Origin of the sequence: Pseudoduganella sp. RAF53_2 (assembly GCF_052113985.1) — a bacterium.
In the GTDB taxonomy this organism is placed as follows: Bacteria; Pseudomonadota; Gammaproteobacteria; order Burkholderiales; family Burkholderiaceae_D; genus Rugamonas.
Window position 1 is genome coordinate 1 of record NZ_JBFRDW010000741.1, and the last position, 2,721, is coordinate 2,721.

Sequence of the window (2,721 nt, forward strand, 5' to 3'; positions counted from 1 at the left end):
CTTCGGACAGCGCCCACACATCCAGCATTGCCTGTTCCAGATCCGCCGCAGGAGCGTAGCCGGACAGACCCAGCGTGTTGGTCACCAGCTCCACCGCTTCGACGCCATCGTGGCCATCGGTCGCACGGGACAGCACTTGCGACAGCAGCTTTTGCTGCGTGCGGCGCAGCGCCTGTTGTGCGTAGCTGCGCAGTGCTTCCTGCGACTTGTTGGCCGCCGGCAGGCGCAGCCCGCGCTCCAGCGTGTCGATGCCAGCCTGGGAACGCAGCGCCATGCCCACTTGCAGGAAGGTCGGCAGATCCATGCCCRCCGGACGCTTGACCGACAGCGCTGCGAACACGAAGGCTGCCACGCCTTCGATCGCATCCACTGCCTTCCACGCCTGCACGAAATCAGGACGCAGGCCCTGCTGCTCGTCAACCTCGGAATGCGTATCGCCGATCAGCTTTTTCACGGTGTCCGGCTGGGCGAACAGTTTGGTCAACTCGGCAATGCCGGCGCCGCCCTTCAGCTGGTCCTTCGGCACGGCCAGCACGCCTTCCGTCACAGCCTTCAGCAGGCTGCGGGTGCGCGCATCGACGCGGATCGACACGGCGCGTGGCACGTTCAGCGCGTCTGCATCCAGCGTATCGAAGGTGTGCGCCAGATCCAGCGCCGACCATGCCTGGCCCCACGCCAGGATAACGTCGGTTTCCGAAGCGTTGGACTGCGCTGCCAGTTCGCGGATCATCAGCGGACCGCAGCGGTTCACCACTTCGTTCGCCAGCACGGTCGCCAGGATGGCGTTGGCCAGCGGGTGAGCCAGCGGTTTGCGGGTCGCCACCAGCAGCTGCGGGAAGTAAGGACGCAATACATTTTCCGCCCAGCTCTCGTCCGTCAGCGGCATGGCGCCAAGGACGCGTTTGTAGCGGTTCTTCACGTTGGCGATCACCACCGCCAGTTCCGGCGTGGTCAGGCCGCGGCCATCGGCCTTGCGGCGCGCCAGTTCGGCCACGGAAGGCAGCTGCTCCAGTTCGCGGGACAGCGCGCCCTCTTCTTCCAGGTCCGCGATCAGGTCGGCATAGCCATCCTGCACGGCGTGCTCCGACTGCGCCTGCAGCTCGCGCACCAGCAGGCGGGTTTGCTGCGTGTTGTCGCGAAGGACCAGGTCTTCCACGTCCTGGGTCATGTCGTTCAGCAGCTTGTTGCGGTCTGCTTCTGACAGCTGGCCGGCGTTGACTTCCACATCCAGCCACATCTTGCAGTTCACTTCATGGTCGGAGCAATCCACACCTGCGGAGTTGTCGATCGCGTCGGTGAAGATGCGGCCACCGCCCAGGGCGAACTCGATACGGCCGGCCTGGGTCGCGCCCAGATTGCCGCCTTCCGCCACTACCTTGCAGCGCAGCTCATTGCCGCTGACACGAATATTGTCGTTGGCGCGGTCTTTCACATGTGCGTGCGTTTCGGTCGAGGACTTGATGTAGGTGCCGATACCGCCGTTGTAGAACAGATCCACCGGCGCCAGCAGAATGCGGTGCATCAGTTCTTCCGGCGTCAGCGCAGTCTCTTCGATGTTCRGTGCCGCGCGCACTTCCGGCGACAGTTCGATCGAACGGGCCGAGCGCGGATACACGCCGCCGCCTTGCGAGATCAGGTCCTTGTTGTAGTCTTCCCACGAGGAACGCGGCAGCGCGAACATGCGCTTGCGCTCGGCGAAGGATTTCGCGGTATCCGGATTCGGGTCCAGGAAGATGTGGCGGTGATCGAAGGCGGCCAGCAGCTTGATCTGGTTGGACAGCAGTACGCCATTGCCGAACACGTCGCCGGACATGTCGCCCACGCCCACCACGGTGAACGGCGTGGTGTTCATGTCGTGGCCCATCTCGTAGAAATGGCGCTTCACGGCTTCGAAGGCGCCCTTCGCGGTAATGCCCATCTTCTTGTGGTCGTAGCCGTTGGAGCCGCCGGACGCAAACGCGTCGCCCAGCCAGAAGCCGCGCTTGACGGCGATGCCGTTGGCGATGTCGGAGAAGGTCGCAGTGCCCTTGTCGGCAGCCACCACCAGGTATGGGTCGTTGCCGTCGTAGCAGACGGTGTCCTCAGGCGACACGATCTTGCCCAGCACGCGGTTGTCGGTCACTTCCAGCAGGCTGGAAATGAACAGGCGGTAGACTGCTTCGCCTTCCGCCGCCACCACGTCGCGCGGCGCATCTTTCGGCATCTGCTTGCAGACGAAGCCGCCCTTCGCGCCGGCCGGCACGATCACGGCATTCTTCACCATCTGCGCTTTCACCAGGCCGAGAACTTCGGTGCGGTAGTCTTCCATGCGATCGGACCAGCGCAGGCCACCACGGGCAACCGGGCCGCCGCGCAGGTGCACGCCTTCAAAGCGGCGCGAGAACACATAGATTTCGCGGAATGGACGCGGCTGCGGCACCAGCGACAGATTGCTGGTGTCGAACTTGAAGATGATCTTCTCGCCCTTGCCGCCATTCTGGAAGTAGTTGGTGCGCAGGGTCGCCAGAATCAGATCGATCAGCGCGGCCAGGATCACTTCCGTGTCGGCATGATTGATCTGTGGCAGGCGGGCTTTGATGCCCAGCAGGTTTTCTTTCGCCGTATTGCGCGCGGCTTCGCTGCTCACCGGATTGAAGCGCTGGATGAAGGCGTCGACAATTTCCTTGACCAGTGCCGGCTGGCGGCGAATGGTTTCCGCGATATAGCGCACGGAGAATTGCG

General features: G+C 63.6%; 1 protein-coding gene. It reads right to left on the reverse strand.

The annotated features are described in order from the left end of the window. Positions 1-2,721: NAD-glutamate dehydrogenase domain-containing protein (locus AB4Z11_RS28750; protein WP_442029239.1), on the reverse strand; the 2,721-nt coding region annotated here is incomplete at both ends.